The 23,619-nt window shown below is 72.6% G+C and carries 25 protein-coding genes and 1 tRNA gene; 11 read left to right on the top strand and 15 right to left on the bottom strand.

Going from position 1 to position 23,619, the window contains the following annotated elements; genetic code table 11:
- Positions 1 to 20: 20 nt before the first annotated feature.
- Positions 21 to 209, top strand: coding sequence for a DUF5703 family protein (locus tag ACFYMU_RS10855; protein WP_005485166.1), 189 nt, complete (start codon positions 21 to 23; stop codon positions 207 to 209).
- Positions 210 to 353: 144 nt separating this feature from the next.
- Here the strand turns inward: ACFYMU_RS10855 and ACFYMU_RS10860 are convergent, their stop codons facing one another.
- The 3 genes from ACFYMU_RS10860 to ACFYMU_RS10870 form a co-directional block, all read right to left on the bottom strand.
- A complete protein-coding gene (locus tag ACFYMU_RS10860) occupies positions 354 to 1,121 on the bottom strand; it encodes a chaplin (protein ID WP_388371081.1) in 768 nt (255 codons plus the stop codon).
- Positions 1,122 to 1,305: 184 nt separating this feature from the next.
- The gene (gene chpH, locus ACFYMU_RS10865; protein WP_054239358.1) at positions 1,306 to 1,539 is read right to left on the bottom strand and encodes a chaplin ChpH; all 234 of its coding nucleotides are present in this window, start codon (positions 1,537 to 1,539) and stop codon (positions 1,306 to 1,308) included.
- Between the two features lie 135 nt (positions 1,540 to 1,674).
- Positions 1,675 to 3,000 (bottom strand): M20/M25/M40 family metallo-hydrolase, encoded by a 1,326-nt coding sequence (locus ACFYMU_RS10870; protein ID WP_388371084.1) that lies wholly within the window; start codon positions 2,998 to 3,000, stop codon positions 1,675 to 1,677.
- Positions 3,001 to 3,190: 190 nt separating this feature from the next.
- Between ACFYMU_RS10870 and ACFYMU_RS10875 the strand changes: the two genes are divergently transcribed.
- A tRNA-Leu gene (locus tag ACFYMU_RS10875) sits at positions 3,191 to 3,278 on the top strand.
- Positions 3,279 to 3,431: 153 nt separating this feature from the next.
- Here the strand turns inward: ACFYMU_RS10875 and ACFYMU_RS10880 are convergent.
- Positions 3,432 to 4,448, bottom strand: a complete 1,017-nt coding sequence (locus ACFYMU_RS10880) for a zinc-binding dehydrogenase (protein ID WP_388371087.1) — start codon at positions 4,446 to 4,448, stop codon at positions 3,432 to 3,434.
- A 45-nt stretch (positions 4,449 to 4,493) separates the two neighbouring features.
- On the bottom strand, positions 4,494 to 4,862 hold the full coding sequence (locus tag ACFYMU_RS10885; protein WP_388371090.1) for a MerR family transcriptional regulator: 369 nt from the start codon (positions 4,860 to 4,862) through the stop codon (positions 4,494 to 4,496).
- A gap of 138 nt (positions 4,863 to 5,000) precedes the next feature.
- Here ACFYMU_RS10885 and polX point away from each other — a divergent pair, with 138 nt between their 5' ends.
- Positions 5,001 to 6,728, top strand: a complete 1,728-nt coding sequence (polX, locus tag ACFYMU_RS10890) for a DNA polymerase/3'-5' exonuclease PolX (RefSeq protein ID WP_388371093.1) — start codon at positions 5,001 to 5,003, stop codon at positions 6,726 to 6,728.
- A gap of 8 nt (positions 6,729 to 6,736) precedes the next feature.
- Here polX and ACFYMU_RS10895 read toward each other — a convergent pair whose 3' ends face one another.
- Positions 6,737 to 7,870 (bottom strand): CapA family protein, encoded by a 1,134-nt coding sequence (locus tag ACFYMU_RS10895; RefSeq protein ID WP_388371095.1) that lies wholly within the window; start codon positions 7,868 to 7,870, stop codon positions 6,737 to 6,739.
- 174 nt (positions 7,871 to 8,044) lie between these two features.
- Here ACFYMU_RS10895 and ACFYMU_RS10900 point away from each other — a divergent pair, with 174 nt between their 5' ends.
- Together ACFYMU_RS10900 and ACFYMU_RS10905 are read left to right on the top strand one after the other, a co-directional pair.
- Positions 8,045 to 8,845 carry an HPF/RaiA family ribosome-associated protein gene (locus tag ACFYMU_RS10900; RefSeq protein WP_388371098.1) on the top strand — a complete coding sequence of 267 codons (801 nt, stop codon included), beginning with the start codon at positions 8,045 to 8,047 and terminating at the stop codon, positions 8,843 to 8,845.
- A gap of 37 nt (positions 8,846 to 8,882) precedes the next feature.
- Positions 8,883 to 9,122, top strand: coding sequence for a hypothetical protein (locus tag ACFYMU_RS10905; protein WP_388371101.1), 240 nt, complete (start codon positions 8,883 to 8,885; stop codon positions 9,120 to 9,122).
- 163 nt (positions 9,123 to 9,285) lie between these two features.
- Here ACFYMU_RS10905 and ACFYMU_RS10910 read toward each other — a convergent pair whose 3' ends face one another.
- Both ACFYMU_RS10910 and ACFYMU_RS10915 read right to left on the bottom strand, forming a co-directional pair.
- Positions 9,286 to 10,596: a phosphoribosyltransferase family protein gene (locus ACFYMU_RS10910; RefSeq protein ID WP_388371104.1), complete on the bottom strand. Its 1,311-nt coding sequence runs from the start codon at positions 10,594 to 10,596 to the stop codon at positions 9,286 to 9,288.
- 12 nt (positions 10,597 to 10,608) lie between these two features.
- Positions 10,609 to 10,920 carry a dsRBD fold-containing protein gene (locus tag ACFYMU_RS10915; protein WP_388371107.1) on the bottom strand — a complete coding sequence of 104 codons (312 nt, stop codon included), beginning with the start codon at positions 10,918 to 10,920 and terminating at the stop codon, positions 10,609 to 10,611.
- A 162-nt stretch (positions 10,921 to 11,082) separates the two neighbouring features.
- On the opposite strand from ACFYMU_RS10915, the gene ACFYMU_RS10920 reads away from it, so the two are divergent.
- Positions 11,083 to 11,466, top strand: a complete 384-nt coding sequence (locus tag ACFYMU_RS10920) for a YchJ family protein (RefSeq protein ID WP_388371110.1) — start codon at positions 11,083 to 11,085, stop codon at positions 11,464 to 11,466.
- A 58-nt stretch (positions 11,467 to 11,524) separates the two neighbouring features.
- On the opposite strand, the gene ACFYMU_RS10925 is transcribed toward ACFYMU_RS10920, so the two are convergent.
- Positions 11,525 to 12,226, bottom strand: a complete 702-nt coding sequence (locus tag ACFYMU_RS10925; protein WP_388371113.1) for a FadR/GntR family transcriptional regulator — start codon at positions 12,224 to 12,226, stop codon at positions 11,525 to 11,527.
- 150 nt (positions 12,227 to 12,376) lie between these two features.
- Between ACFYMU_RS10925 and ACFYMU_RS10930 the strand changes: the two genes are divergently transcribed.
- Positions 12,377 to 12,907 (top strand): gluconokinase, encoded by a 531-nt coding sequence (locus ACFYMU_RS10930; protein ID WP_388371116.1) that lies wholly within the window; start codon positions 12,377 to 12,379, stop codon positions 12,905 to 12,907.
- A gap of 98 nt (positions 12,908 to 13,005) precedes the next feature.
- On the top strand, positions 13,006 to 14,403 hold the full coding sequence (locus ACFYMU_RS10935; RefSeq protein ID WP_388371118.1) for a GntP family permease: 1,398 nt from the start codon (positions 13,006 to 13,008) through the stop codon (positions 14,401 to 14,403).
- Positions 14,404 to 14,473: 70 nt separating this feature from the next.
- Here the strand turns inward: ACFYMU_RS10935 and ACFYMU_RS10940 are convergent, their stop codons facing one another.
- Positions 14,474 to 14,824, bottom strand: coding sequence for a MerR family transcriptional regulator (locus ACFYMU_RS10940; protein WP_388371120.1), 351 nt, complete (start codon positions 14,822 to 14,824; stop codon positions 14,474 to 14,476).
- A 59-nt stretch (positions 14,825 to 14,883) separates the two neighbouring features.
- Between ACFYMU_RS10940 and ACFYMU_RS10945 the strand changes: the two genes are divergently transcribed.
- Entirely contained in the window at positions 14,884 to 15,876 is a 993-nt protein-coding gene (locus ACFYMU_RS10945) for an NAD(P)-dependent oxidoreductase (protein ID WP_388371122.1), read from the top strand.
- On the opposite strand, the gene ACFYMU_RS10950 is transcribed toward ACFYMU_RS10945, so the two are convergent.
- From ACFYMU_RS10950 to ACFYMU_RS10970, 5 genes are all read right to left on the bottom strand, one after another.
- Entirely contained in the window at positions 15,830 to 16,468 is a 639-nt protein-coding gene (locus tag ACFYMU_RS10950) for a cytochrome b/b6 domain-containing protein (RefSeq protein ID WP_388371124.1), read from the bottom strand. The two genes, ACFYMU_RS10945 and ACFYMU_RS10950, sit on opposite strands and share 47 nt — an antisense overlap.
- The gene (locus tag ACFYMU_RS10955) at positions 16,452 to 17,225 is read right to left on the bottom strand and encodes a molybdopterin-dependent oxidoreductase (RefSeq protein WP_388371127.1); all 774 of its coding nucleotides are present in this window, start codon (positions 17,223 to 17,225) and stop codon (positions 16,452 to 16,454) included. Before ACFYMU_RS10955 ends, ACFYMU_RS10950 begins: the two co-directional genes overlap by 17 nt.
- Positions 17,226 to 17,459: 234 nt before the next feature.
- Entirely contained in the window at positions 17,460 to 19,010 is a 1,551-nt protein-coding gene (locus tag ACFYMU_RS10960) for an APC family permease (RefSeq protein WP_388371130.1), read from the bottom strand.
- 59 nt (positions 19,011 to 19,069) lie between these two features.
- Positions 19,070 to 20,023 carry a hypothetical protein gene (locus tag ACFYMU_RS10965; protein WP_388371133.1) on the bottom strand — a complete coding sequence of 318 codons (954 nt, stop codon included), beginning with the start codon at positions 20,021 to 20,023 and terminating at the stop codon, positions 19,070 to 19,072.
- A 175-nt stretch (positions 20,024 to 20,198) separates the two neighbouring features.
- Entirely contained in the window at positions 20,199 to 21,854 is a 1,656-nt protein-coding gene (locus tag ACFYMU_RS10970; RefSeq protein WP_388371136.1) for an FAD-binding dehydrogenase, read from the bottom strand.
- 296 nt (positions 21,855 to 22,150) lie between these two features.
- On the opposite strand from ACFYMU_RS10970, the gene ACFYMU_RS10975 reads away from it, so the two are divergent.
- Positions 22,151 to 23,044, top strand: a complete 894-nt coding sequence (locus tag ACFYMU_RS10975) for a DMT family transporter (RefSeq protein WP_388371139.1) — start codon at positions 22,151 to 22,153, stop codon at positions 23,042 to 23,044.
- A gap of 46 nt (positions 23,045 to 23,090) precedes the next feature.
- Positions 23,091 to 23,612, top strand: coding sequence for an NUDIX hydrolase (locus tag ACFYMU_RS10980; RefSeq protein WP_388371142.1), 522 nt, complete (start codon positions 23,091 to 23,093; stop codon positions 23,610 to 23,612).
- Positions 23,613 to 23,619: the final 7 nt, after the last annotated feature.

Genomic DNA, 23,619 nt, shown 5'->3' on the forward strand with positions numbered 1-23,619 from the left:
CAGCCCGCACAATAGATGCGATGCCGGAATACGAATTTGTCGACGTGTACGTACCGCGCGGGGTCTCCCGCAAGGACGCCACACGTCTGCTGACGGACCATGCCGAGTACGGACACTGGGAGTTGGACCGCCTGAGCCTGCTGCGGGACGGCAGCCGCAGGGTGCGGTTGCGCCGGCGGATCATTCGCCAGGTGCGCGCCACGTGGTGAGCGCAGGCCACTGAGACGGATCGGGCCCCGCGTCGGCGGGGCCCGATCCGTTCCGCGCGCCGCTGGGCGAGCGGTGGTGCGCCGACCCGGCTCGTGGGGCGTCCCGGCTCGTGGGGCGTCCCGGCCTCGGGGGCGCGGGGACGGCTACATGCCGGCGCGCGCCCGGCGGTAGAGCAGCGCACCGCCGAGCAGTGCCCCGGCGCTCGTCGGAACGAGGATGCCGAGCGGCAGGCTGCTCCCGGTGTGCGCGAGCTGTGCGCTGCCGGCGGGCTGGGGGGCGGAGTGCGCCCCGGGCTGGTTGGGGTGACCGGTGCCGACGCCGGGCTGCTGCGGAGTGCCGGGGTGGGTGGGCAGCCCGGGCTGTCCGGGCTGTTCCGGCTGTCCGGGCGTGCCGGGCGGGGTGCTGCCACCGCCTCCGGGCGGCGTCTCGTGCCCGCCGCCCGGAGGCGGCGTGACGGGCGGGGTGGTCGAGTGGCCGCCGCCGGGGACGTCGGCACAGTCGTTGCCGCCCGCCGCGTTGCCGAGTCCGCCGACATCGACGCTGTTGCCGCAGACGTTCACCGGCACGTCCACGGGCACCTGCACCTCGTTGCCGGAGCCGACGCCGGGCGAGTCACCGGTGTGCCCGCCGGCGTGGGCGCCGCCTCCGCCGCCGGTGTGGCCACCGCCGCCGCTGTTGGCACAGGTGTTGTTCCACGCCGGGTTGAGCAGCCCGATCACGTTCACGGTGTTGCCGCAGACGTTCACCGGGACGTGTACGGGCGCCTGCACGGTGTTGCCGGACAGCACGCCGGGCGAGCCGGTGGCCGATCCGTTCGCACCCGAGTCGGCGTGCGCGTAGCCGCCGGTGACGGCGAGGACGCCGGTCGCGGCGGCCACGGTCATCAGGCCCTTGCGGGTGACCTGTCGCATTGCTGATTCCCTGCCTTCGACTGTGTCGTGCTGGTGTGGACCGTCCGTAACGGTCCGGGGGGCGCCCGCGCGCTGTGCGCGGACGCGGAGGAACCGGCCGGCCCCGGAGCGCATGGCACGCACTCCGGGGCCGGCGGACTCAGACCCGCGTGGGGTGGGGCCCCTCACGGGGTGAGGCACAACGTCACTTGTTGATGCAGGTGTTGCCGAAGGCGGGGTTCAGCAGCCCGATCACCGAGATCGTGTTGCCGCAGACGTTCACCGGCACGTGCACCGGGACCTGGATGACGTTGCCGGACACGACGCCCGGGGAGTGCACGGCGGCACCCTGGGCACCGGCGTCCGCGACGGCCAGTCCCGCACCGGCGAGAACGAGACCACCGGTGGCAGCCGCGGCAGCGACGACCTTCTTGATCATTCTTCCTCCTTGTTGGCAAGAGCGGTCCAAGCCTCGGACCGCATCACGTGTAACGAGGAGGGAGTAATGAGGCTACGAGCGTATCGTCGCATTCACCCGTCCTGGTCGGGCTCCGCACGCACGGGCGAATAGCGCTCAGGACGCGTCGATGAACCGGTCCAGCACGCGCACGCCGAACTTCAGCGCGTCCACCGGAACCCGCTCGTCGACGCCGTGGAACATGCCCGCGAAGTCCAGCTCCGGCGGCAGCTTCAGCGGCGCGAAGCCGAAGCAGCGGATGCCGAGGTCGGCGAAGGACTTGGCGTCGGTGCCCGCCGAGAGCATGTAGGGCACGGCGCGGGCGATGGGGTCCTCGGCGGACAAAGCGGTCTGCATGGCCTCGACCAGCGCACCGTCGAAGGTGGTCTCCAGTGCCTTGTCCGTGTGCACGTCCTCGCGTGTGACGCGGGGGCCGAGGACGCGGTCCAGGTCGGCGAGGAACTCCTCCTCGTAGCCCGGCAGATAGCGCCCGTCGACGTGCGCGGTGGCCTGGCCCGGGATCACGTTGACCTTGTAACCGGCGCCCAGCTGGGTCGGGTTGGCGGTGTTCTGCAGCGAGGCCCCGATCAGCTTGGCGATGCCGCCCAGCTTGGCGAGCGTCTCGTCCATGTCCTCCGGGTCGAGTTCGGTGCCGAGCGCGTCGCCGAGTTCGTCGAGGAAATGCCGCAGCGTCTTGGTCACGCGCACCGGGAACCGGTGGCGGCCCAGGCGGGCGACGGCCTCGGACAGTTCGGTGATGGCGTTGTCCCGGTGGATCATCGAGCCGTGCCCCGCGGTGCCGTCCACGGTCAGCTTCATCCAGTGCATGCCCTTCTGGGCGGTCTCGACGAGATACAGCCGCAGCTGCTCGTTGACCGTGAAGGAGAACCCGCCGACCTCCCCGATCGCCTCGGTGACGCCCTCGAAGAGCCCGGGGTGGCGGTCGACCAGGTGCCGGGCGCCCCAGGTGCCGCCGGCCTCCTCGTCCGCGACGAAGGCGAGGACGATGTCGCGGGGCGGTCTGCGTCCGCTGCGCAGCCGGTCCCGGACGACCGCCAGCGTCATGGCGTCCATGTCCTTCATGTCGACCGCGCCCCGCCCCCACACGCACCCGTCGGCGATCTCGCCGGAGAACGGGTGGTGCGTCCAGTCCTGCGCGTTGGCCGGTACCACGTCGGTGTGGCCGTGGATCAGCAGCGCGGGCCGCGAGGGGTCCTCGCCCTCGATGCGCGCCACCGTGGAGGCCCGGCCCTGGTGCGACTCGATGATCTGCGGTTCGAGTCCCACTTCCGCCAGCTTCCCGGCGACGTACTCGGCGGCCTTGCGCTCGCCGGGTCCGGAGTGGTCTCCGTAGTTGCTGGTGTCGATCTGGATCAGCTCACGACAGAGGTCCACGACCTCGTCCTCGCCGGTGACGCTCCTGGCCGTGTCCGTCTCGGTCACGCTGCTTCCTCCCGCTGTCCCTGCCGGTGCTTCCCCCCTCATCCTCTCCCCGATCCCGGCCCCGCCCCAAGCGGGCGTCCGCCCCGTCACAGGCCGTTCACGCGGGAACCGGGTGTGATCGAACGGCCCCGAAAGCCTGGTAATGTTTCCTTCGTCGCCGCGGGTGAGACCCCGGTACGACAGACACCTGGTCCGGGTGGCGGAATGGCAGACGCGCTAGCTTGAGGTGCTAGTGCCCTTTATCGGGCGTGGGGGTTCAAGTCCCCCCTCGGACACCATCGCGGACGATGTGATGACGAGGGCTTCGACCTGACGGTCGAGGCCCTCTTGAGCGTTGAGCGGGACGGCGGGCCGTGGTCTTCCGTGGCTCCCGGTCCGTGTCGCCGCCGGGGCCGACGGGGCGGCGCCGGTTCAGCGGTCGCAGCCGGTGCTCAGAGCCACGGATCGAGGGCGTGCTTGCCGCGGGTCCGGCCCGCTCCGAGTTCCTGGAGGACGGTCCTCCCGTCGGCCAGGGGATGGACCTGGGGGGTGCCCGGCGGGTACACGCCGTCGGCGATGAGTGCATCGATCTCGGCGAGCAGCCCGCGGTAGACGGACGGGGCTGCGGTTGCCAGCGCGCCGATGTGCAGGCCCTTGACCTGGACCTGGTGGGCGAAGACCAGGTCGTGTGTGGTCAGGCCGGCGTCGCCGGAGGCGGCTCCGAACACGACGACGCGTCCGGTGAAGGGCTTGGTGACCGCGAGGCTGACCCGGAATGTGGCTCGTCCCACGGACTCCAGGACCAGGTCCACGCCTCCGCTCAGGCGGGTGATCTCCGCGGCCAGGCCGGGGTGTGAGCTGTCCAGGACCGCGTCGGCGCCGAGTGCTTCGACGGCATCGTGCTTGGCCGGTGAGGCCGTGGCGATCACCCGTGCGCCGTAGTGACGTGCGAGGCGGACGGCGGCCTGTCCCACACCGCCGGCTGCGGCATGGACGAGCACCGTGTCGCCCGCCTCGATCTCGCCCAGCGGCTTCAGTGCCGCCAACGCGGTCGCCCAGTTCAGCACCAGGCCGAGGGCTTCGGCGTCCGTCCAGCCCGACGGGACGGGAAGCGCCTGCGCGGCCGGGATCGTCATGTACTGCGCGAAGGCGCCCGGACCGGTCCCGACGACGTGGCTGCCGACCTGGAGCGGACATGTGACGTCCGGTCCGACGCCCACGATCTCGCCGGCGGCTTCGAAGCCCGCCACGTAGGGCGCCTGTGGGCCTCCCGCGTACGTACCGCGGGTCTGCATGACGTCCGCGAAGTTGACCCCGGCGGCGCCGACGCGGATCAGGTACTCGCCCGGGCCCGGGACGGGGCGGCGCCGGTCGGTCGTGCGGCTCAGGTCCTTCGGCCCGCGGTGCGAGCGCTGGACCAGGGCCCGCATCGTCTGCTCGGCGCCGTGTCGCTGTTCGTGAATCTCCATGTGCCGGAACGTAGAAGCTTCACACTTGCGTCAAGGTCAAGGTGATCAGGCGTCAGTGGATCGGACCTCCCGCAAGTAGGCGTCGAGTGCTGACCGCTGAGCACTGAGATCCGCGATGCGGGCGGTGAGCCGATCGCGATAGTTCCGCACCTCGCGAAGGAACTCCGCGCACACCGGGTCCGTGCCGCCGCCCTCGCGTCCGTCCGTGAGGTGGGGCAGGATCTCCTTGATCAATCGCAAGGGCAGTCCGGACTCCAGCAGCGAGCGGACGGCGAGGACCCGGTCGACGGTCGACGGGCAGTAGTCGCGGTACCCATTGCTGAAACGGCCGGGGACGATCAAGCCCTCGTCCTCGTAGTACCGCAACGACCTCGCACTCACGCCGCTGATCCTGGACGCTTCGCCGATCTTCATACCTGGCGTCAACGTCCGGACGCTCCGCGGACTTCCGTGACTTCCGGCCGCCACACACTGCGACTCTGCGATCGCAGTCCGTATTACCCCGTTCCTTCCGGTTGGTCCCTTCCGCGTGTACGTTCCTAGACTCGGAGTGTGGGCCGGCCCAACGAGGAGGTCGAAGCGCTCCTTCAGGAGTACGCCGACCTCATCGCCATCACCGGAGGCGACGCCTTCAAGGCGCGCGCCTACGAGAAGGCCGCGCGTGCGATCGGCGGCTACCCCGCCGACGTCTCCCACCTGGACGCCAAGGGACTGCGCGACATCCCCGGGGTGGGCAGGTCCATCGCGGACAAGGTGACCGAGTACTTCCGCACCGGCACCGTCGCCGTGGTCGAGGAGCGCCGGGCGGCGATCCCCACCGGGGTGCGGGAGCTCATCACGATCCCCACCCTCGGCCCCAAGAAGGCGATGACGCTCTACGAGGACCTGCGCATCTCCTCGGTGAACGAACTGGCCGACGCCATCCGGGCGGGCAAGCTGGAGGGGCTGAAGGGCTTCGGCAGGAAGACGGAGGAGAACATCCTGCACGGCATCGCGCTGATGCAGCAGGCGGGCGGCCGCATCCTGCTGCACATCGCGATGGACCCGGCCGAGGACATCGTCGCCGAGCTCTCCCGGGTGACCGGCTGCCGCCGCTGCACCTACGCCGGCTCCCTGCGCCGAATGAAGGAGACCATCGGGGACATCGACGTCCTGGTCGCCGCCGACCGCTCCCGCCCCTTCATGGACGCGCTCAGCGAGCTGCCGTCCACCGCGGAGGTCATCGCCCACGGCGAGAAGAAGACGTCGATCCGCACGGTGAAGGGCGTCCAGGTGGACCTGCGGGTGCTGCCGCCCGACTCCTGGGGCGCCGGACTGCAGTACTTCACCGGGTCCAAGGCGCACAACATCCGCACCCGTACGATCGCCATCCGCCACGGGTTCAAGCTGTCCGAGTACGGGCTGTTCGAGGCGGACAGCGGCAAGGCGATCGCCTCCCGGACCGAGGAGGAGGTCTACGCCCGGCTGGGCCTGCCGTGGATCCCGCCGACCCTGCGGGAGGACCGGGGGGAGATCGAGGCCGGACTGCGCGGCGAACTGCCCGAGGTGGTGACCGAGCGGGACATCCGGGGCGACCTGCACACCCACACCGACCTCACCGACGGCCTCGCCCCGCTGGAGGAGATGGTTGCGGCCGCCGCCGAACGGGGCTACGCCTACTACGCCGTCACCGATCACGCGCCGAACCTGTACATGCAGCGCATGACCGACGAGAAGATCCTGGCCCAGCGGGAGCGGCTGCGGGCGCTGGACGGCGCCCACCACCGGATGCGGCTGCTGCACGGCACCGAGCTGAACATCGGCCCGGACGGCGAGGTGGACTGGCCGGACGACTTCCTGGAGGGTTTCGACCTCTGTGTGGCCTCCGTGCACTCCCACTTCCATCTCGACCGTGCGGCCATGACCCGGCGGCTGGTGCGGGCCTGCGAGAACCCCTGTGTGAACGTGATCGGCCATCCGACCACCAGGATCATCGGCAAGCGCCCCGGCATCGACGCCGACTGGGACGAGGTCTTCGCCGCTTGCGCCCGTACCGGGACCGCGCTCGAGGTCAACGCACAGCCCGACCGACTCGACCTGGGCGACGAGGACATCCTGCGCGCCAGGCGGCACGGGGTGAAATTCGCCGTCGACACCGACGCGCACTCCGTGCTGCACCTGGCCTACCTGCGCTACGGCGTCGGCACCGCGCAGCGGGGCTGGCTCACCGCGGACGACGTGATCAACACGTGGCCGCTGCGCCGGCTGCGCCAGTTCCTGCGCAAGGGCCGGGGCGCATGAGGTGCCGGTCAGCCGCCCGACCGCGCCCCCCGCAGCGTCCGGAGCGCGAAGGTGCCGCCAGGCTCCCGGTCGATACCGGTGCCGAAGCCCCGGCAGTGACGGTCGAGGGTGGCGCGCAGCCACTCGGTGTCGTCGGGCGAGGGATGCTCCAGCCGCATCCTGCGCGCCTGGAGGGGCACCATCCGCACGCCCGCCAGCCTGCCGGTGTCCGGCTCCACCGACACCAGGTACAGCAGCCGCAGATCGTCCCGGTAGTGCTCGTAGCCGCCGATGCCCTCGTAGTCGTCCACCAGGTCGCCGCAGCCGTACAGGACGAGCCGGCCCCGGTGGACCTCCAGCGGGCGCGGGTGGTGCGAGGAGTGTCCGTGCACGATGTCCGCGCCCGCGTCGACGAGGGCGTGGGCGAAGCGGACCTCTCCGCTGGAGACCTCGTAACCCCAGTTGGGGCCCCAGTGGACCGAGGCGACCGCGATGTCCCCGGGGCGCTTCACCTGGCGCAGGCGGTCGGCGAACGCTGCCGCGGCGGCGGCCGACGGCCTCTCGACGAAGTCGACGCCGGACCGCTCCTCTCCGGCGGCCCAGCCGTGCGGGATCCCGCTGGAGGGCATCCCGAAGGAGAAGACGAGCACCCGTCCGCCCGCGTCCAGGGGGACGATCGCGGGCCGTCTCGCGGCGACCACGTCCCGGCCCGCGCCCGCCGTCCGCAGCCCCGCCCCGGCCAGGGCGTCGAGTGTCTCGTCCAGGCCGCGCCGGCCGAAGTCGAGCACATGGTTGTTGGCCAGGACGCACACGTCGGGGCGGGCCGCGGCCAGGCACGGCAGGTTGGCCGGGCTCATCCGGTAGTGGACGCCCTTGCCGGTCGCGAACTCCCCGTCCCCGGTGACACTGGTCTCCAGGTTGATCACCCGCACGTCGGGCGCGGCGCCGTCCAGGGCTTCCAGGGCCTCGCCCCAAGGCCAGTCGAAGCCGACGGGCCGGGGAATCGGCCCGTTCGCGTCCTCGGCGAGGTCGACGTAGGCCCGGGCGTCGCGGATGTACGCCTCCCGCAGCACCGGGTCGCCGGGGTGCGGAAGGATCTGGTCGACACCCCGGCCGAGCATGACGTCGCCGCCGAGGAACAGCGTGACCACATCCTCGTGCATGGTCCCACGCTAGAGCGGTTCCGGACGGTGTGCGAAGTCCACGGCGGGTGCACCCGTACGGTGACGGCCGACCTCAGGGCCCTGGCGGCGACGATGCCGGGGACCTTCGGCCCTCCACATCCCACTGATCGGCGACAAGTCTTGAAGGTGACACCTTCCAGCACAGGAGGCGCCATGAAGCGATCGGCACCACAGCAGGCTCCCGACATCCAGGTGGAGGCCCAGGGCCAGATGCCGCCGGACGTGACGGAGTACGCGCGGGAGAAGGTGGGGGCACTCATCGAACGGACCCGTGAACCGGTCCTGTTCGCCCGGGTCAAGCTGACCCACATGGCGAATCCCGCCATGCAGCGGCCGGCGGTGGCCCAGGCGAACCTGGATGTGAACGGGCGCCTCGCCCGGGCGCATGTCGCCGCCCCGACGATGACCGAGGCCGTCGACCAGCTCCAGGACCGGCTCTCGGAACGCATGCAGCGGCTGGAGCGGCACTGGCAGGCCCGCCGCGGACGGATGCCCGTCCCGGAGCCGCACGAGTGGCGGCACGGCAGCGAGCGCGCGCAGCGCCCCGACTACTTCCCGCGCCCCGCCGAGGAGCGGCAGGTCGTCCGGCACAAGTCGTTCTCCCTGGCCCGCGAGACGCTGGACGAGGCGGCCTTCGAGATGGAGATGATGGACTACGGCTTCCACCTGTTCACCGACATCGACACCGGTGAGGACTGTGTGGTGTACCGGGGCGGCCCGACCGGCTACCGGCTCGCCCTGGCGCACCCCGACAACCCGCCGGTCGACGGCGCGGCCGTGCCGCTGACCGTGAGCGAGATGCCCGCCCCCCGGATGCGCGTGGACGAGGCGAAGCAGCGGCTGGACATCAGCGGGTTCCCGTTCGTGTTCTTCACCGACGAGGAGACCGGACGCGGGAACGTCCTGTACCACCGCTACGACGGCCACTACGGCCTGATCACGCCCGTCGAGTAGCCACCCGGCCTACCACCGCCAGACAAGGAGGCCCGAGATGACGCACCACTCCAGCGAACCGGACACCGAGACCCGTGCCGCCGCTTCCGGCGCGGAGAGCGAGCTGAGCCCGGAGGCCCGGCTGAGCCGGCTGGAATCGCAGGTCGCGACCCTCGCCGGCGCCGTCCGGGCGCTGGCCCACGGCCTGGAGAACGTCCCCGCGGAGGACACTCCTCCGGAGGAGGCGGCCAAGGGAGCCCGGCTGGCTCACGAACTGCTGCTCTCGCAGGGTCTGTAGCGCGCGGCACCGTCCCCGTCCGCACCCGTCCCGGCTCCCTCGGGGGCCGGGACGGGTGCGGGGAGAGCGGACGGATGCGCGGAGAGCGCCCGGATGCGCGGCGCGCGTCCGGGCGTGCGGGCGTGCGCGTCAGACATGGGCCGACGCCATGCGGGCGTGCGCGTCAGACGTGGGCCGGCGCCATGTGGTCGGTGAACCAGTCACGGGCCAGCTCGGTCACCGCCTCCAGCGTGCCGGGCTCCTCGAACAGGTGCGTGGCGCCGGGCACGACCGCGAGCCGGTTCTCGCAGCGCAGCCGGGCCTGTGCCTCCCGGTTGAGGTCGAGGACGGTCAGGTCGGCGCCTCCGACGATGAGCAGCGTGGCGGCCGTGACCGCGGGCAGTCGGGGTCCGGCCAGGTCGGGCCTGCCCCCGCGGGAGACGACGGCGGCCACCGACGCCTCCGGTTCGGCGGCGGCCCAGAGGGCGGCGGCCGCGCCGGTGCTGGCGCCGAAGTAGCCGATGGCGAGCCCTTCGGCCTCGGGCTGTCCGCGCACCCAGCCGGTGGCGTCGGTCAGTCGTCCGGCCAGCAGGCCGGTGTCGAACACATTGGCCCGGTCTCGCTCCTCGTCCTCGGTGAGCAGGTCGAACAGGAGCGTGCCGAGCCCGGCCCTGTTCAGTCCCTCGGCCACGAACCGGTTGCGCGGGCTGTGCCGGCTGCTGCCGCTGCCGTGCGCGAAGAGCACGATCCCGTCCGCGGCCTCGGGCACGGTCAGACTCCCCCGCAGCCGCACGGGCCCGGCCGTGATCTCCACCTCCCGGGACCGGGGTGCCGTCGCGCCGGCGGCGGCTCCGTGGGGCCGGTGCGCCGCCCGCTCCAGGCAGGCGACGACCTCCTCGTCGCCGACCTGCGCGAAGTCGGCGTAGAACTGCCCGATCGCGAAGAAGTCCCGCGGCGTGTCGAGGCAGACGAGTTCGTCGGCCTCACCGCTCAGTCGCGCGGTCCAGTCCCGCGGCGCGACCGGGACCGCGAGCACGGTGTGCGCCGCCCCGCGGGCCCGGGCGATCCGGCAGGCCGCCCGTGCGGTCGAGCCGGTGGCGACGCCGTCGTCGACCACCACCACCGTGCGCCCCGCGATGTGGGCCGGCGGCCGGCGGCCGCGGTAGCGTCGGGCGCGCCGTTCCAGCACCTCGCGTTCGCGCTCCTCGACCTGCGCCAGCTCCTCCGGCGTGACGCGTGCCTCGCGCATCACCAGGTCGTTGATCACGCGCACGCCGTCCTCGCCCAGCGCCCCCATGCCCAATTCCGGCTGGTAGGGCACGCCGAGCTTGCGGACCAGGCAGACGTCCATCGGCGCGCCGAGCGCTTCGGCGACCTCCAGGGCGACGGGGACCCCGCCCCTGGGGAGCCCCAGCACCACGACGTCCTTGCCCATGAGGTGCTGGAGGCGGGCGCCCAGTTGCCGTCCAGCGTCGCGACGATCCATGAAGAACACGATTCCGCCTCCTCATTCCCGAGGGAACCAGAGCGGGATGGGCGGGGCGCTCTCCGGCGCCCCGACCGCTCTGATGTCACCTGCGGCGTCGCGCAGCAGCTGCCGGCCCAGCAGGATCAGGGCCCGACCGGCGGCGAGTTCGTCACCGATCTCGGGCACCGCCCGGTCGTACGGGTTCCGGTGGGCCTCCGCGCGGCTCTCCAGCAGGTTGTCACCCGTGTCCAGGACGACCCGTGCGGTGGTGTCCGGGTCGTGTTCGGACAGGTACAGGCGCAGCGTCCACTCCTTGGCGGACGGGGGCCGGCTGCCGTCGGCTCGGGTCATCTTCCGTCCCTCCTCACGCCGCAGCGAGGCAGCGGGACACAAGGGCTGTGCGGCCTTCTTCCACTGTGACTCGGATGGGCGCGTACCGCATGGGCGGGCGGCTCCGGCCGGTGCGGGAGCGGGGACCGGCCGGCGGCCCCGGCCCCGGCGCCGGTGGGCACAATGGCGGTCATGACCATGCGTTCCTGCCCGTGCGGGCTGCCCGAGGCGTACGAGAACTGCTGCGGCCGTTTCCACTCCGGTGCCGCCCCCGCGCCGACCGCCGAGGCGCTCATGCGGTCGCGGTACAGCGCCTTCGTGAGGCGGGACGCGGGATATCTGCTGCGCACCTGGCATCCGCGCACCCGGCCGGCGCGGCTCGAGGTCGATCCGGGGATGCGGTGGACCGGGCTGGAGGTGCTGGGGACGACCGGGGGCACGGCGTTCCACGCCACGGGGACCGTGACCTTCCGGGCCTCCTACCGCGGCGGCTCGCTGCACGAGCGGAGCCGGTTCGAGCGGGTCGACGGGGCGTGGGTGTACGTGGACGGGGAGTTCCTGGACTGAGAGCCCGTGTACACCCCCGCGCCCGGGCCCGAGGACACAGGCTCCGAGCCGTGTCCGCTCAGGGGGCCAGGATGTCCAGCTCGTGCAGTGCGCCGACGGTGATCTCGCGGGTCAGTCGCTCCGCGCGGGCCGCGTCGCCCTCCCGTACGGCCTCGGCGAGCTGCACGTGCAGGGTGACGGCCGCCGGGTCGGGGTCCTCGAACATGACGTCGTGATGGGTGCGGCCCGAGAGGACCTCCGCGACGACGTCCCCGAGGCGGGCGAACATCTCGTTGCCCGACGCGTCCAGGATCACCCGGTGGAAGGCCACGTCGTGGAAGAGGTACGCCTCCAGCCGGTGGCCGCGTGAGTTGGCGACCATGCCGAGCGCGCACTCCGTGAGCCGGGCGCACTGCTCGGAGGTGGCGTTGCGCGCGGCCAGGCCCGCGGCCACCGGTTCGATCGCCGAGCGCAGCACGGTCAGCGAGCGCAGCTGCTGCGGGCGGTCGCAGCCGGCCAGCCGCCACCGGATGACCTGGGGGTCGTAGACGTTCCACTCGGACTTGGGGCGGACCGTCACGCCCACCCTGCGGCGGGACGCCACCAGGTGCATCGACTCCAGGACCCGCACGGCCTCGCGCATCACGGAGCGCGACACCTCGAAGTGCTGGGCGAGTTCGTCCGTGCGCAGGACGCTGCCCGGCGGGTATTCACCCGCGGTGATCGCGGGGCCGAGGGTGTCGAGTACGCGGCCGTGCAGCCCCCGGCCCGGTGTGGTCATGCACTCAGCGTACGAGGCGGATCACGGGACGCAAAAGTCAGATTTATTGGTCACAGAGCCTTGAATTCGTCGTACCTAATCGGTTTCAGTGGCGTGCGACATCGGTCGTCGACACCAGAGGTCGACGAGGACGAAGACAGCGAGGCAGCGATGAGTACCCCCCACGTCGTCGTGGTCATGGGCGTCGCGGGCACCGGCAAGACCACGATCGGTCCCCTGCTGGCGGCCCGGCTCGGCGTTCCGTACGCCGAGGGCGACGACTTCCACCCCCCGGCCAACGTCGCCAAGATGGCGGCCGGGACGCCCCTCGGCGACGAGGACCGCCGGCCCTGGCTGGACGCCATCGGCGCCTGGGCGCACGGGCGGGCGGGCCTCGGCGGGGTGGTCAGTTGCTCGGCGCTGAAGCGGTCGTACCGCGACCGGCTGCGGGCCGCCGCTCCCGACCTCGTCTTCGTGCACCTCGCGGGCGACCGCCCGCTCATCGAGGACCGGATGGCACACCGGCGGGGGCATTTCATGCCCACGGCGCTGCTGGACTCCCAGTTCGCCACGCTCCAGCCGCTGGAGCGGGACGAGGCCGGGGTCGTGGTGGACGTCTCGGGCACTCCCGAGGAGATCGCCTCCCGCGCCCTCGACGCGCTGCGTGACGTCGAGCCGCCCTCCGCCCGGCCCTCGCAGTAATCCCCTCTCCCCCTCGCGGCCCGCCCTCGAGGGGCGCCGCCGCGCGGACCCTCCCCACCCGAAACCGAGAGTCCCTCTCCTCACCCAAGGGAACACCCGTGACCAGACTCAGCGTCGAGATGCTGGCAGCGGACCCCGTCGAGCCGATCACCTCGGCGGGCCACGCTCAACTGGGCATCGCGGTACTGGCGGGCATCGCCGTCATCGTGCTGCTCATCACCGTGTTCAAGCTCCATGCCTTTCTCGCCCTCACCATCGGCTCGCTCGCGCTCGGCGCGTTCGCCGGGGCACCGCTCGACAAGGCGATCACCAGTTTCAGCACCGGGCTCGGCTCGACCGTCGCCGGTGTGGGCGTCCTGATCGCGCTGGGCGCGATCCTGGGCAGGCTGCTCGCCGACTCGGGCGGCGCCGACCAGATCGTCGACACGATCCTCGCGAAGGCGGGAGGCCGTGCGATGCCGTGGGGGATGGTGCTGATCGCCTCGGTGATCGGCCTGCCGCTGTTCTTCGAGGTCGGCATCGTGCTGCTGATCCCGGTCGTGCTGATGGTCGCCAAGCGCGGCAACTATTCACTGATGCGCATCGGCATTCCCGCGCTCGCGGGCCTGTCCGTGATGCACGGCCTGGTCCCCCCGCACCCCGGCCCGCTGGTCGCGATCGACGCGGTCAAGGCCGACCTCGGCGTGACGCTGGCGCTCGGCGTGCTGGTCGCCGTGCCGACGGTGATCATCGCCGGGCCGCTGTTCTCGAAGGTCGCCGCCCGCTGGGTGGACGCCCCGGTCCCCGACCGGATGATTCCTCCGCGCGCCTCGGAGGAGCTGGAGCGGCGGCCCGGTTTCGGCGCGACGCTGGCCACCGTGCTGCTGCCGGTGGTGCTGATGCTGTCCAAGGCGCTGGTCGACATCGTCGTCGACGACCCGGCGCGGATGGTGCAGCGCGTCTTCGACGTGATCGGCTCCCCCCTGACGGCCCTGCTCGCGTCCGTGATCGTGGGCATCTTCACGCTGGGCCGCCCGGCCGGGTTCGGCAAGGAGCGGATCTCGGGGATCGTCGAGAAGGGACTCGCGCCGATCGCGGGCATCCTGCTCATCGTCGGTGCGGGCGGTGGTTTCAAGCAGACGCTGATCGACTGCGGCGTGGGCCGGATGATCCTGGACATCTCCAAGGACTGGTCCATACCCGCGCTGCTGCTGGCCTGGCTGATCGCGGTGGCGATCCGGCTGGCGACCGGTTCCGCCACCGTGGCCACCGTCTCGGCCGCCGGTCTCGTGGCGCCCCTCGCCGCCGACATGTCGACCACGCACACCGCCCTGCTGGTGCTGGCCATCGGCGCCGGTTCCCTCTTCCTGAGCCATGTCAACGACGCCGGATTCTGGCTGGTGAAGGAGTACTTCGGGCTGAGTGTCGGGCAGAACCTGAAGACCTGGTCGGTCATGGAGTGCATCATCTCCGTGGTCGCCGGGGGCCTGGTCCTGCTGCTGTCCCTCGTCCTCTAGACCCCTCCGGGCGGTCTCCGGACCCCTCCAGGCCGCCTCCGGGCCGCCTCCGGGCCCTGGGGGGACCCGGTCACAGCGGGCGTCCCACCACGGAGTCCAGGATGTCGCGGGCGGCGATCAGATCGTCGATCGCCGCCGTGATCCGCGCGCGCTCCCTCGCGAGCCCGTCGAGGAGTTCGGGACAGCTGCCCGCCAGGACGACGTTCTCGTCGTCGGCGCAGGGCACGATCTCCGAGATGGCGGACGTGCCGAGCCCGGCGGACAGCAGGACCCGGATCCGCCGCACGGTCGTCACGTCCCGCTCCCCGTACTCGCGGTACCCGCTCGGCCGCCGCACCGGCGAGAGCAGGCCCTGTTCCTCGTAGTAGCGCAGCGCGCGCGGGCTCGCGCCGGTGCGGCGCGAGAGTTCACCGATCCTCATGCGGCCGAGTCCAACAGGGACTTGACTCTGACGTCAACGTGAATGTCTAGCGTCGACGCATGACGACATCCCCTTCGCAGTCCCCGATGCCGACCGTCCGCCCCGCCCCCGTCACCGTCCTCGGCCTGGGCCCCATGGGCCGAGCCCTCGCGGCCGCCTTCCTGGCCGCGGGCCACCCGCTGACGGTGTGGAACCGCACCCCCGGCCGGGCCGGGGACCTCGCCGACCGGGGAGCGACGGTCGCAGCCTCGGTCGAGGAGGCCCTGCGTGCCGGGCACGTGATCGTGACCTGCCTCCTGGACCACGACGTCGTACGTGCCGTGCTGCCGGCCGCCGGCTGGTCCGGCCGTACCCTGGTCGACCTCACCAGCGCGGAGCCGGACCAGGCCCGTGCCCTGGCCGACTGGGCGGCCGACCACAACATCCGCCACCTGGACGGCGCGATCCTCACCCCCACCCCGGCGATCGGCACATCTGCCGCCGCGGTCCTCTACAGCGGGGACCCTCAGGCGTACGAGGCGGTGCGGGAGGCGATGGCGGCCCTGGGCGGCACGGGCACGTATCTCGGTGCCGACCCGGGGCGCGCGGCGGCGTACGAGGTCGCGCTGCTGGATCTGTTCGCCACCTCGGTGCACGGCGCCGCGCACGCCTTCGCCCTCACCTCGGCCGAGGGCATCGCGCCCGGGGACCTCGCGCCGTTCGCCGTCCGGATCAGCGGGCTGCTGGCGGAGATGATTCCGCGCTGGGCCGAGCAGTTGCGCACCGGCCGCTTCCCCGGGGAGCGCTCCACGGTCGCCTCGGCGGCGGCGACGCTCGCCCGGCTCGTCGAGGCCGCGGCCGGGCACGGCCTGGACGTCGGAGCGCTGACGGCGGCCAAGCGGGCCGCCGACCGGGTCGTCGCCGACGGCGACGGTGAGCAGGGGCTGGCCCGTCTCGTCCCGGCCATGGCGGCCGCCAGTGCTGTGACCGGGAAGGTTCACCGGCTCGCGACGCCCGGCCACAGCGCTAGGGGCGCCACAGCGGGTGTTCCCGCTCCGCCCACGCGCGGCTGACCAGCCCGGTGCGCAGGCCCCGCCGGGCCTCCGGGTCGCCGAGGGCCATGCCGACATGGCCGGCGACGACCACGCCGATCGTCAGGGCGAGCCAGTCGTGGACGAAGGTCGCGGACGTGCGCCACACCAGAGGTGCGAGGTGGGTGAACCACATCAGCAGCCCCGTGCCGAGCATCACCAGGGTGGCGCCCGCGATCCAGGCCGCGTACGTCTTCTGGCCGGCGTTGAACTTGCCGGCCGGCCGGGACGCACGGCGGTGGTCGCGGCGCAGGGCCGCACGCAACCAGACCCGGTCGTGCGGCCCCCAGCGGTTCAGGTGCCCGAGATCCGCGCGGAAGGCGCGGGAGACGAGGCCCGCCAGCACGGGGACGGGCAGCAGCAGCCCCGCCCACTCGTGGAGGCGGACCACCAGTTCGCGGCGTCCCACCAGCTCCGCGAGGGCGGGGATGTACAGGCAGGCCGCGGTGACCACGCACACGCCCATGAGCGCGGCCGTGGCGCGGTGGACCCAGCGCTCGGCGCGCGTGAAGCGCCGTACCCGGGCGGGGGCGGGGGCGGAGACGGGGCGGGGGGCGTCAACTCGTGGGGGCATCGTCCCGTCCGTTCGACCGGCCGACCCATGCGTCGACGTCGTAGCCGCGTTCCTCCCAGTACCCGGGGCGTACGTCCCGGGTGACGGTGATGCCGGAGAGCCACTTCGCGGACTTGTAGAAGTACATGGGGGCGACATAGAGGCGGACCGGGCCACCGTGCTCGTGGCGCACCGGCTTGTCCTGCATCGTCAGCGCGACCAGCACGTCGTCGCGGCGCGCCTGGTCGAGGGTGAGGCTCTCGGTGTAGGCCCCGTCGAAGCAGGTGAAGCGCACGGCCCCGGCGGAGGGGCGGACACCCGCGGCGTCCAGCAGCGTGGCGAGCCGTACGCCCTCGAACGGCGTCCTCGGCACCCGCCATCCCGTGACGCACTGCACGTCGTGCACGACCCGCGTCCGGGGCAGGGCGCGCAGATCGGCGAGCGTGTACGTGGTCGGGTGGTCGACCAGGCCGTCCACGGTGAGGCGGTAGTCCCTCTCGCCCCGGTGCGGGACGGACGCCGTCACGGAGTAGTAGCGGAAGCCGCCGCCGTTGGGCAGCAGACCGGTCAGGCCCGTGGGGTCCTTGCCGGAGACGCTGCCCAGGAAGGACTCCAGGCCGCGCTGGAGCCTGGGCGCCGCGACCACGCCCAGCGCGCCCAGTCCGAGGGTGCCCAGCAGGACCCGGCGGCCGACGGGGGTGCCGCTCGCCGTCGGCTCGGGCGTCTCCCGGTCCGCGGGCCCCGGTGCGTCCCGCTCTTCGGGTCGTTCGGTGTTCACCCCACGATTCGAGCACCCTTCACCCCCTGGGGGCCAGGGGCGACGGGAGCCCGTCAGATTTCCGTAACCACGTCCCACCCGGTTCCCGGGCAGCGGCACCCGCGGGCCCGTACCTGCGTCACCGGCCCGTACCGGCGGGCACCGGCCCGTACCGGCGGGCACCGGCCCGTACCGGCGGGCACCGGGGGCGGGCACCGGCCCGTACCCGCGTCACCGGGCCGCCCCCGCGACGCCCTACGCCGCCGACTCGGCGGCCTTCTCCAGCTGGAACGCCTCGTTGCCCAGGCCGATGCGGGCGTGCGCCTCCGGCCGGCGGGAGCGCAGCAGCAGTCCCTGGACCAGACCGACCAGCAGGGCCGCCCCGATGATCCCCGGGAGCAGCCGGCCGAGCACCGAGTCCGGGCCCGTACCGACCAGGACGTCGAAGTCCTTGACCGTGTAGCCGACGATCACGAGGAGCGCGAGACCGGACACCGCGGAGGTGACGAGCCGCCATGCCTGCGCGCGGGCGGAGCCGCGGCGGGCGAAGAAGACGATCACCGAGGCGGAGGCGGCGACCATGAGCACCGTGACGCCGAGCGCGCCCACGCTGCCGAACCAGGTGAACAGGTGCAGCACGGGCGCGGTCGGATCGCCGTTCGGCCCGTCGTCGGTGACCGCGAAGGTGATCACGACCGCGGCGGACACCGTGCTCTGCAGCAGGGAGCCCGTGCCGGGGGCTCCGCTGGTGCCGGTCGTGCGCCCGAAGGCGGCGGGCAGCAGGCCCTCGCGGCCCATGGCGAACGCGTACCGGGCGACGACGTTGTGGAAGCTGAGCATCGCCGCGAACATGCCGGTGACGAACAGTACGTGCAGCACATCGGTGAAGGTGTGGCCGAGCAGGGATTCCGTCAGCCAGAACAGCAGGCCCGCGCTCTGCCTGCGCGAGGCCGGGACGATCCCGGAGGGGCCGGCGGCGACCGTCAGCGCCCAGCAGGTGACCGCGAAGAAGACGGCCACGAAGCCGACCGCGAGGAACATCACCCGCGGGACCAGCACATGCGGACGGCTGGTCTCCTCGGCGTAGACGGGGGCCTGTTCGAAGCCCAGGAAGGCCGCCACGCAGAAGCAGAGCGCGGTGCCGACGCCCGCCCCGGTGAGGGTGCCGGGGTCGAAGGCGTGCAGCGACAGGCCCTCCGGGGCCGGGTTGGCGACGGCCGCGACGTCGAAGAGGACGACGAGCGCCACCTCGATCAGCAGCACCACGCCCAGCACCCGCGCGTTGACGTCGATCTTCAGCCGGCCGAGCACGCCGACGACGAGGACGGCGGCCAGCGCCGGGATCCACCAGGCGACCTGAGCGTCCAGGTAGGTGGCGAACAGGCCGGAGACCTCGAAGCCGAAGATGCCGTAGATGGCGAACTGCATTGCGCTGTAGGCGACGAGGGCGACCGCGGCGGCGGCCGCGCCGAAGGTGCCGCCGAGGCCGCGGGAGATGTACGCGTAGAAGGCGCCCGCGTTGTGGACGTGGCGGCTCATCTCCGCGTAGCCGAAGGAGAAGAGGCCGAGCACCAGGCCGAGGACGACGAAGAGCAGGGGCTGCCCGACGATACCCATCACCCCGAATGTGGTGGGCATGACACCCGCGACCACCATGAGGGGGGCGGTCGCGGCCAGCACGGACAGCAGCAGTCCGGCCGTGCCCAGCCGGCCCGCGCGCAGCGCGTGCTCCTGCCCCTTGAAGGTGCTGATGGTGCAGCCGCCGTCGGTGGCCGGTCCGCTCGGGCTCGCACTGCCGGTCGTCATCGCGCGATGGTCCTCTCGGGGTCGCTTGCGGAAAGGGGGGTCTCTGCGGCCGGCCACCGTCACGTCGTGCCCAGCGCCTGCTCGCGTGCGGTGCAAAAGGCCCGGTACGGGTCGCGGTCCGGGTACGACCACGGTGCCGGCGTCGCGTACGGCCCGATGCGGTGGAACAGGGCCGCGGCCTCGGCGCTCCGGCCCTCGCAGTACTTGGCGTGGGCGAGGAAGTTGAGGTCGATGTGACGGCGCGGGTGGTCGTCGCGCTCCCATTCCAGCCACCAGTCGAAGGCGGCCTTCATCACCTGGCGGGCCCGCCGCCCCACCCAGTGGCCGGAGGCGACGGGATCGGCGGGTTCGCTGCCCGCGGCGGCCAGCACGCGGTAGCGCTCGGCGTGCGCGACGACCGGGAGGATGGCGAGCGGCGAGTCCGCGGGGGCCTGTTCGGCGGCCCAGCCGGCGAAGTCGTAGACCTCGTGCAGCGGGTCCTGCCCCAGGTCGGCGCGGCGCTCGGCGAGCCGGGCGATCATCAGGTAGTGGGCGTGATGGTGGTCCGGGTAGCGGGCGCGGACCTCGTCGAAGAGACGGACCACGTCCTCCTCGGTGCCGAGCGACCGTTCGAGGATCAGCAGGCCGAGCCAGGGCGTCGGGTCCTCGGGGGCGGTCACGGCCGCGGCCCGGCATGCCTCGCGCGCCGCCTCCGCCCGCTCCTTGCCCTGCAGCGCGCGGTACACGGTGGCGTGGGCGACGAGGACGGAGGCGCAGCGCGACTCCGGCTCGGCGAGCTGCCAGTCGCGCGCCCAGGCGAGGGCGGAGGGCTCCTGCGCGAGGACGGTGACGCGGTGCCCGCGGCGGTCCCAGTCGTCACGGGTCGCGGCGAGCAGGGCACGGACGATGGCCCATCGTCCCCGTGCCAGCGAGGCGCGGGCGGCGACGAGTTCGACGTCGTCGAGCGCGGCGTCGAAGACGTGGGCCGCGCGTTTGCGGCCGCGGCTGAAGGCCGCTGGGGGCGGGGGTGGCACCGCGGAACATCCTCACAGAACGCGGCTCGTCAGGGAGCGGTCACGCACAGCAAACCCTCCGCCCAGGGCGCACGTCAAGGGCGGACCTGTCCGGCCGCCGTTTCAAGTGACCGCCGCCCCAACGGCGTTGAGACCCGGGACGACCGCGTGCCCCGCTGGTGCCGCCCGGCGGCGGCTACCCGAGCGCCTCGGCCGCCGCCCGGCCCGCCGTGCGCCCCGAGAACAGGCAGCCGCCGAGGAACGTGCCCTCGAGGGAGCGGTAGCCGTGGACGCCGCCGCCGCCGAACCCGGCCGCCTCGCCGGCCGCGTAGACGCCCGGGAGCGGATCGCCGCCCTCGGTCAGCACCCGCGAGGAGAGATCGGTCTCCAGGCCGCCGAGCGTCTTGCGGGTGAGGATGTTGAGGCGCACGGCGATCAGCGGGCCCGCCTTGGGGTCGAGGATGCGGTGGGGGGCGGCCGTGCGGATCAGCCGGTCGCCGAGGAACCTGCGGGCACCGCGGATCGCCGTCACCTGGAGGTCCTTGGTGAAGGGATGGAGGATCTCCCTGTCCCGCGCGACGATCTCGCGGCGCAGCGCGGCCTCGTCGATGAGCGGCTCCTCGGTGAGCGCGTTCATGCCGCGCACCAGTGCCCCCAGGTCCTTCTCGACGACGAAGTCGACGCCGTGGTCCATGAAGGCCCTGACCGGCCCGGGCACGTCCGTGCGGGCCCGTCCGATCACGTCCCTGACCGACTTCCCGGTGAGGTCGGGGTTCTGCTCGGAGCCCGAGAGCGCGAACTCCTTGCCGATGATCTTCCGGTCGAGCACGAACCACGTGTGGTCGTACCCGGTGCGCATGATGTGCTCGAGGGTGCCGAGGGTGTCGAAGCCGGGGAACAGCGGGACGGGAAGCCGCCGGCCGCGGGCGTCGAGCCAGAGCGAGGACGGTCCCGGCAGGATGCGGATGCCGTGGTTGTGCCAGACGGGATTCCAGTTGTGCAGGCCCTCGGTGTAGTGCCACATCCGGTCGCGGTTGATCAGCCGGGCGCCCGCCTGCTCGGCGATGCCCAGCATCTTCCCGTCGACGTGTGCGGGCACCCCGGAGACCATCCGCTCCGGCGGGCTGCCGAGGCGCTCCGGCCAGTTCGCGCGGACCAGGTCGTGGTTGCCGCCGATGCCGCCCGTGGTGACGATCACCGCCTGGGCCCTGAACTCGAAGGCGCCGGTGACGGTACGGCTGCTGGCCCTGCCCCGCTCCGCGTCCGAGGGCTTCAGTACCTCTCCGGTGACCGTGTCGACGGCGCCCGCGCTGCGCGAGAGCCCCGTGACGCGGTGACGGAACCGCAGCCGGACGAGGCCGCGGGCGACCCCCTCCCGCACCCGCCGCACGAACGGCTCGATCAGACCGGGGCCCGTCCCCCAGGTGATGTGGAAGCGGGGCACGGAGTTGCCGTGCCCGGTGGCGTCGTAGCCGCCGCGCTCGGCCCAGCCCACGACCGGGAAGAAGCGCACGCCCTGCCCGTGCAGCCAGGCCCGCTTCTCGCCGGCCGCGAAGTCGACGTACGCCTCCGCCCACCTGCGCGGCCAGTGGTCCTCGGGGCGGTCGAAGGCGGCCGTGCCCATCCAGTCCTGGAGGGCGAGCGCATGGCTGTCCCGGATCCGCAGCCGGCGCTGTTCGGGCGAGTCCACGAGGAACAGGCCGCCGAAGGACCAGAACGCCTGGCCGCCCATCGACTGCTCCGGCTCCTGATCGAGGAGGACCACCGTCCGGCCGGCGTCCACCAGCTCCGCGGTCGCCGCCAGTCCGGCGAGGCCCGCCCCGATCACGATGACATCAGCGTCGTAGGCCATGCGCCCGTCCTCTCGCCACGACCGGCGGTCGATCCCTTGTTACTGACGGGTCAGATCCTTCGGCAGAAAGAGCGACCGCGTCAACCGGCCGCTTCCGGGTACTCGTGAGGCCGTCGCCTTGCTCGTCCGCCTTTCCACCGGCGGGTGCGCCGCCGCCCGGCACGCTCGGCCCGGGCGCCACCCGGGCGGCCGGGAGCCTGCCGTGAGCGGCCGACCACGGGCGGGTCACGGCGCGGAGCGCTACAGTCGGCGTGATACGCATCCCGTGACCCCGCTGAATCATTGAGGTACGCAGCGTGTCGGTACTGGTTCTGGCCCTCGCCGTGAGCGCGGCCGTCTGTCTGGGGACCGGGTTCGTGCTGCAGCAGAACGCCGCCCAGCAGGCACCGCTGAGCGACTTCCTCTCCCCCCGGCTGCTGCTGGACCTGATGAGGATGCCCCGCTGGCTCGCCGGCATCGGTCTGATGGTCGCGGGGATGGTCCTCAGCGCGGGCGCACTGGCCAACGGGGAGATCTCCGTGGTCGAACCGCTGGTCGCCACCAACCTGCTGTTCGCCCTGGCACTGTCCCGTCAGCAGACCAGGCAGCCCCTGGGCCGCCAGGGCTGGGCGGGACTCGCGCTGCTCGCCGGCGGTGTCACCGCGTTCCTCCTCGCGGGCCGGCCCGAGGGGGGCAACGCCGTCACGAACCCCTTGCGGCACTGGTTGATCATCGGCGTGACGGTGGGACTCGCGCTGCTGCTGACGACGTGCGCGAAGAAGTCCCGGCTGATCATCGGGCCGGTACTGCTGGGGCTCGCGGCGGGGCTCCTGTACGGCGTGCAGGACGCGCTCACCCGGGTCAGCGGGCAGCGGTTCGCACGGGGCGGCCTGGCGGAGCTCGTCACCGGCTGGCAGCCCTACGGTGTGCTGGTGCTCGGGGTGGCGGGACTGATCCTGGTCCAGAGCGCGTTCGAGACGGCGCCGCTGCGGATGTCCCTGCCAGCCCTCACCGCGGCCCAGCCGCTGGCCGGGATCCTGTGCGGGGTGGGCTTCCTCGGCGACCGGCTGCGCACCGACGTGGGCGCGCTGGCCTGGCAGGCGGCGGGCCTGGCGGCGATCGTCGCCGGCATCGTGCTGCTCGGGATGCACCCCGCCATGCCTCGGGGCACGGGGGCCGTGCAACGGCAGAAGGATCTCCAGCCGGGCTGACCGGCGGCACCGCCCCGCCGCCCGCGTGGCTGCTTGGATGGGGTCCATGAATGCCGCCGAGGAACTCATCGACATCGTGGACGAGAACGACAGGATCATCGGGCAGTTGCCGCGGGGCGAGGCGTATGCGCGCGGGCTGCGCCACCGGTGTGCGTTCGTCCTGGCGCGGGACGCCGAGGACAGGATCTTCGTCCACCGCCGCACGCCCACCAAGCTGGTCTTCCCCTCCCTGTACGACATGTTCGTCGGTGGGGTCGTCGGTGCGGGCGAGACCTACGACGACGCCGCCCTGCGGGAGGCCGAGGAGGAGCTCGGCGTCCGCGGGCTGCCCCGGCCCGAGCCGCTCTTCACGTTCCTGTACGACGACGGGGCCGGCCGGAGCTGGTGGTCCTCCGTCTACCAGGTCCGCTGCGAGCTGCCCGTCAGTCCCCAGGCCGAGGAGATCGCCTGGCACGACTTCCTGCCCGAGGACGAGGTGGAGCGCCGGCTGTCCGAATGGACCTGGGTGCCGGACGGGCTCGTGGCGTACCAGCGGCTCATGGCGCACCGCCGCCGCGCCACGGAGTGACGGACGA

Origin of the sequence: Streptomyces sp. NPDC007264, assembly GCF_042869095.1 — a bacterium.
Lineage (GTDB): Bacteria > Actinomycetota > Actinomycetes > Streptomycetales > Streptomycetaceae > Streptomyces.

What these genes read in the sequence shown, in the direction of transcription:
- ACFYMU_RS10855 (WP_005485166.1), top strand. Translation starts at nt 21, where the DNA reads ATGCCGGAATACGAATTTGTCGACGTGTACGTACCGCGCGGGGTCTCC.
- ACFYMU_RS10860 (WP_388371081.1), bottom strand. Translation starts at nt 1,121, where the DNA reads ATGCGACAGGTCACCCGCAAGGGCCTGATGACCGTGGCCGCCGCGACC.
- chpH (WP_054239358.1), bottom strand. Translation starts at nt 1,539, where the DNA reads ATGATCAAGAAGGTCGTCGCTGCCGCGGCTGCCACCGGTGGTCTCGTT.
- ACFYMU_RS10880 (WP_388371087.1), bottom strand. Translation starts at nt 4,448, where the DNA reads ATGGAGATTCACGAACAGCGACACGGCGCCGAGCAGACGATGCGGGCC.
- ACFYMU_RS10885 (WP_388371090.1), bottom strand. Translation starts at nt 4,862, where the DNA reads ATGAAGATCGGCGAAGCGTCCAGGATCAGCGGCGTGAGTGCGAGGTCG.
- ACFYMU_RS10895 (WP_388371095.1), bottom strand. Translation starts at nt 7,870, where the DNA reads ATGCACGAGGATGTGGTCACGCTGTTCCTCGGCGGCGACGTCATGCTC.
- ACFYMU_RS10900 (WP_388371098.1), top strand. Translation starts at nt 8,045, where the DNA reads ATGAAGCGATCGGCACCACAGCAGGCTCCCGACATCCAGGTGGAGGCC.
- ACFYMU_RS10905 (WP_388371101.1), top strand. Translation starts at nt 8,883, where the DNA reads ATGACGCACCACTCCAGCGAACCGGACACCGAGACCCGTGCCGCCGCT.
- ACFYMU_RS10915 (WP_388371107.1), bottom strand. Translation starts at nt 10,920, where the DNA reads ATGACCCGAGCCGACGGCAGCCGGCCCCCGTCCGCCAAGGAGTGGACG.
- ACFYMU_RS10920 (WP_388371110.1), top strand. Translation starts at nt 11,083, where the DNA reads ATGGCGGTCATGACCATGCGTTCCTGCCCGTGCGGGCTGCCCGAGGCG.
- ACFYMU_RS10925 (WP_388371113.1), bottom strand. Translation starts at nt 12,226, where the DNA reads ATGACCACACCGGGCCGGGGGCTGCACGGCCGCGTACTCGACACCCTC.
- ACFYMU_RS10930 (WP_388371116.1), top strand. Translation starts at nt 12,377, where the DNA reads ATGAGTACCCCCCACGTCGTCGTGGTCATGGGCGTCGCGGGCACCGGC.
- ACFYMU_RS10940 (WP_388371120.1), bottom strand. Translation starts at nt 14,824, where the DNA reads ATGAGGATCGGTGAACTCTCGCGCCGCACCGGCGCGAGCCCGCGCGCG.
- ACFYMU_RS10945 (WP_388371122.1), top strand. Translation starts at nt 14,884, where the DNA reads ATGACGACATCCCCTTCGCAGTCCCCGATGCCGACCGTCCGCCCCGCC.
- ACFYMU_RS10950 (WP_388371124.1), bottom strand. Translation starts at nt 16,468, where the DNA reads ATGCCCCCACGAGTTGACGCCCCCCGCCCCGTCTCCGCCCCCGCCCCC.
- ACFYMU_RS10960 (WP_388371130.1), bottom strand. Translation starts at nt 19,010, where the DNA reads ATGACGACCGGCAGTGCGAGCCCGAGCGGACCGGCCACCGACGGCGGC.
- ACFYMU_RS10970 (WP_388371136.1), bottom strand. Translation starts at nt 21,854, where the DNA reads ATGGCCTACGACGCTGATGTCATCGTGATCGGGGCGGGCCTCGCCGGA.
- ACFYMU_RS10980 (WP_388371142.1), top strand. Translation starts at nt 23,091, where the DNA reads ATGAATGCCGCCGAGGAACTCATCGACATCGTGGACGAGAACGACAGG.